This is a genomic window from uncultured Rhodospira sp., assembly GCF_937138205.1.
Classification (GTDB): Bacteria; Pseudomonadota; Alphaproteobacteria; order Rhodospirillales; family Rhodospirillaceae; genus Rhodospira.
Genome location: NZ_CAKZOT010000064.1, coordinates 1 through 4511 on the forward strand (window position 1 = coordinate 1; position 4511 = coordinate 4511).

Consider the following 4511-nt stretch of genomic DNA (forward strand, 5'->3'; position numbering starts at 1 on the left):
CTGGTCGCGGCGCGCTGCCAGGCCTGACCGCCCGGACTTTTGCCCCGGTTACGCAGTTGGGCTCCAAGGCTTTGTGAGTCTTCAGTTTTCGCGCCATGGCAGGATGAAGGCACGTCCGCGCTTTTCTCGCGGTGTTTCGTCCTGAACCCCGAGGCGATCCGCTCAAGACACGAAGAGTCGCGCCGATCCGCACTGATCACGATCCGGCGACCGTCAGCCGGACCATCAGGCCACCACTCGGCGCGTCGTCCAACACCAGCGTTCCGCCCCAGGCGGCGAGGATATCCTGGGCGATGGCCAGGCCGAGGCCGCTGCCGTCGCCGGCCATGTCCAGGCGCTGTCCCCGATCAAGCATCACCGCGCGCCGTTCGGCGGGAATGCCGGGGCCGTCGTCGGCCACCGAGAGCACCACGCCCTCCCCGTCCCGCCATCCCGCGACCGTCACGGTCGACCCTGCATGGCGGGCCGCGTTCTCTATCAGCGCCCCCAGCACCTCGGTCAGGTCGTCGGCATCAATGGGCGCGACGAGACCGGTGGGGACCTCCTGACGCCATGTCAGCCGCGCGCCGTCCGGGGTGCGCCGCACCACGCCGACCACGCGATCCACCACCTCGGCCGGCCGGCAGGTGGCCGGCGTGATCCCGGCCGCCAGCCGCGCCCGCGCCAGTTCCCGCTCGACATGGCGACGCATGGCGGTGGCGACCTGCTCGATCTCGTCGGCCTCGACCGTCTCGCCGCGCGCTCTCAGCCGCTCCACATCCCCGGCCAGCACCTGCAGGGGCGTCTTGAGACCATGCGCCAGATCGGCGGCCCGGGCGCGCGCCCGCCGCACGTCCTCCTCGCGCGCCGCCAGCAGGCCATCGACCTCGGCGGCCAGCGGCCGCACCTCGTCGGGAAAGTCCGTGCCAAGGCGCGTGGCGCGTCCCGAGCGCACGGCTTCCACCCGCGCGCGGATGGCGGCCAGGGGTCGCAACCCCACGGTGATCTGCACCCAGCTCGCCGCGATCAGGCCCAGCCCCAGAACCGCCAGATACGGCATCAGGTCGGTGACAAACGCGGCCGTGGCCGCCCGCAGGTCCGCCCGGTCCAGGGCCACGGCCACGCGCGCGGCTGTCCCGCCCAGGCGGTCTGGCAGCGTGACGCGCCGTTCCAGGGTTAGGACCTCCTCGCCGGCCGGACCGGTCAGCGTGTGCTCATGCACCTGACCGTCGGCCAGCACGTCGTCCGGGAGCGTCAGCCGCGAATCCCACAACGACCGCGACCGCAGCACCTCCGTCCCGGCATTCACTTGCCAGTACAGGCCGGACAGGGGTTGGCCAAAGCGCGGGTCTGCCGGCAGCCGGGTTTCGATCAGGGCGCCGTCGGCGGTGCGGTCCAGGCCGGCGATCACCTGATCGAGATGGTCCGACAGCTCGGCCACGGCGCGCCGTTCCACATGGCGCTCGAACAGCAGGGCCAAGCCAAGGCCGGCCAGCACCAGAGCCGCTGCGATCGACACGGCCCCAGCGGCCATCAACCGCAGGCGAACGGACGAAAGGGAAAGCCGGACCATGCAGAGGGTTCCCGTCAGCCGCCATCGCTGGCCAGGGTATACCCGAATCCCCGCCGGGTCTCGATGATCCCGCCGCCCAGCTTGCGCCGCAGGCGAGCCACCACGGCCTCCAGGGCGTTGGCCTCGCGCGCGTCGTCGTCGCCGTAGAGGTGATCGAGCAACTCCGGCGTCGGCACCACCCGGTCACGCTGATGCGCCAGATAGGCCACCAGCCGGTATTCGAGCGGCGAAACGGGCACCGGCACGGCGTCCACCGACACGCTCATCGACCGCGTGTCCACGGACAGCCGCCCCACCGTCAGCACCGCCGCCGCGTGGCCCAGCGAGCGCCGGATGAGCGCCCGCGCCCGCGCCACGAGTTCCTCCATCTGGAACGGTTTCGGCAGATAGTCGTCCGCCCCGGCGTCGATGCCCTCGACCCGCTCGGACCAACTGCCGCGCGCGGTCAGCACCAGGACCGGCGTCGTCCGCCCCCCGGCGCGCCAGCGTTTCAGCACCGCCAGCCCGTCCATGCCCGGCAGCCCGAGATCCAGCACGATCAGGTCGTAGTCCTCGGTGTCGCCCAGGAACCAGGCCTCCTCGCCGTCGGCGCAGGTCTCGACGCGGTAGCCGGCGGCCGTCAGCGCGCGGCCGACATCGGCGGCAATGCGGGCGTCGTCCTCGACCAGCAGGACCCGCATCAGTCCTCGTCCTCGACCTTGAGAATCCGTGCCGTGGCGGCGTCGACATAGACCTCGCGGACCCTGCCGCGACCATCGATCACGTAGAACTCGTAGACGTAGACGCCGTCCTCGCGCTCGAACTCGGTGGCGATGATGCGCCCGGGCAGGTCGTCCCCGACTCGCGCCAGAATGTCGGCCAGCGGGCGGATGTCGCCGCGCTCCAGCAGCCGGCGGGCGTCGTCGTGGTCATGGCGACGATGGTCGCCGTCGGCCCCGAGCGGCCCTCGGATGTATCCCGTGTCGCGGTCCGAGGGCCGATCGCGGTCCCGGCTGCGGTCTCCGTCGTCGTCCGCCATGGCCCCGGGGGCCATGCCGACAACGGCACAGCCGGCGACGGCCAGGGTCGCGGCCAAAAGGGGGCGGGAATCATGTGTTTTCATGGGTCACATGATGCCCGGGGAAAGCTGATAGGACGCTGACAGCGGCACCGACGTCCGTATCAGCGGGGCTGTGGCAGTGAGGCTTACTGTCACCCGGAGCACCGTATTTTACTCTAGCTCAAACAGCTGGTCCAGAAACAACCGAGACAAGGACTCGATATCATTCTTTAGGTTTTCAATGTCTGAATCATCGTATACGCATCTCATTTCGTTGCACAACCTAACAGATTCGGGAAGGGAGCGTAACGATTTTAGGAAAACCTTCCCTTTCTTGGCAAATGCCTCTGGTTCTGGTTTAATTATCCTGTCAACACTATCAGGCATTGTTCTGATTCTATCCATGGCCTCGGCTTTTTCTTCATCCACAACCCGACGAGCAGCGCGAATGTCGTCTTCTTTGGCCGCCACCCATTTTCTCTTAAGCGCCTCAAGTATTACAAGAGGGCCAAATACTCGATCACACAACTCAGCGACCGTCTGAACAACCTCCATGCGCAAAAGCAGCTGCATTGCCGGGACATCAGTCAATGCACCCCAACTAGGCCCCACTTCCTCTTGAAGGCACTTACGAGCAGCCAAGCCTAGAAAAAAGTGCATTCCGTTTACAAGAATTCTTTTCCTATACCGGGCAAACTCGTAGTCTTGCCTTTTGCCATAATAATATATCGCTCCATCTTTCACTAAATTTCTGCACTCCCGATCAGGAAACAAAAATCCAAAAGCTCTGCCAGTGCCATCATGCATATGAGTTCTTTGATACCTTTCAACTCCGACACGAATCGATACTGTCTCCCCCCTGTTTTCAATACTCGGCTTCAAGCAGATGCGATCCGGGCATATGTCCATAACAACCATGTTTTTGACGGCCAAGTGCCCTCTAAGAACCTCGATCGCTTTCTCATCATTCTCGAATGGCATAACTATTGCGCCCGGCTGTGCGTAATCAGAAATTAAGTTTCCGACGTCAGCCAAGTTCTCGGCACGTACCGAAGTCGATATTGTGTCAGCCTTGCTTAAGATTGACCGTGTGGTACAGCCATCCTGACGAGAGGTCACAACAAAAAGATCGCTTCCTCCGGAAACCCAGCCTTCAAGTTCTTTTTGCATGGTATCTGCTGGCGTCTGATCCGTAAGAAACCTTAGCCTAAGCGGGGTATCGGCCTCATAGTTCCCAAAGTCTTTGTTAAGAATTCTTTGCTCAATCTCCACAAAATCAGCACCACTATTCTTAAGCTCCCCCCAAACGTTTTTGTCGGTTCTGTGCAGGATACAGAGGCCAATGCCAGTGTATCGGCCAATTAGAGGTGCAACACATCCCAGGCCAAGAGCTCCGGCCCCAATATGCACGTGCCCCTTTTCTTTGGGCTCAACAAATATTCTGCCATGTCCAGAGACGTTCCACGGATTGGGCTTGTATACCTCTTTATTGGCGTAAACCGCGATGTTTACGCAGGGGTGTACGGAGAACCATTTCGCCTGTTTATAACTTTGCTCGTCGACAGGACGATCGGGGTCGAATTGCCGAAACCAAAACTCCGCCTTGCTATCCATGTAAGGGGAAACCGCTACCCCAAGCAAACCATTCATGAAAAGATCAAAAAAAGGATCATTGTCTGCATCACAATCCACCCTTTCCCTTATCTGATCTCGGTCGCCTTTCGAAAGAATGTTCGACTGTATTAATGAAATTGTCGTGTCAAGTTCACTTTTCCAATAAGGCACAGCCTCTGCGGTCGCCCAACCGAAAAAATCGCCACTTCTTATACGGATCCGTTCACGGATCGTATTTTGCGACCGTTCTTCAGTAACCGGGGCAAAAGTCCGGGCGGTCAGGCCTGGCAGCGCGCCGCGACCAGG

General features: G+C 62.2%; 4 protein-coding genes. All 4 read right to left on the reverse strand.

Annotation, left to right across the window (positions count from 1 at the left end; all coding sequences use genetic code 11):
* Nucleotides 1-196 precede the first annotated feature (196 nt).
* Complete coding sequence (locus Q0309_RS09000) at nt 197-1552, reverse strand: HAMP domain-containing sensor histidine kinase (protein WP_299439736.1); 1356 nt, start codon at nt 1550-1552, stop codon at nt 197-199.
* Nucleotides 1553-1566: 14 nt separating this feature from the next.
* On the reverse strand, nt 1567-2232 hold the full coding sequence (locus Q0309_RS09005) for a response regulator transcription factor (RefSeq protein ID WP_299439738.1): 666 nt from the start codon (nt 2230-2232) through the stop codon (nt 1567-1569).
* Nucleotides 2232-2654, reverse strand: coding sequence for a PepSY domain-containing protein (locus Q0309_RS09010; RefSeq protein WP_299439740.1), 423 nt, complete (start codon nt 2652-2654; stop codon nt 2232-2234). The genes Q0309_RS09005 and Q0309_RS09010 overlap by 1 nt, the downstream gene beginning before the upstream one ends.
* A 108-nt stretch (nt 2655-2762) precedes the next feature.
* On the reverse strand, nt 2763-4511 hold a 1749-nt coding region (locus tag Q0309_RS09015; protein ID WP_299439742.1), incomplete at its 5' end, for a hypothetical protein.

Excerpts from the sequence above, each read along its gene's own strand:
- Q0309_RS09000 (WP_299439736.1), bottom strand. The coding sequence starts at position 1,552 with ATGGTCCGGCTTTCCCTTTCGTCCGTTCGCCTGCGGTTGATGGCCGCT.
- Q0309_RS09005 (WP_299439738.1), bottom strand. The coding sequence starts at position 2,232 with ATGCGGGTCCTGCTGGTCGAGGACGACGCCCGCATTGCCGCCGATGTC.
- Q0309_RS09010 (WP_299439740.1), bottom strand. The coding sequence starts at position 2,654 with ATGAAAACACATGATTCCCGCCCCCTTTTGGCCGCGACCCTGGCCGTC.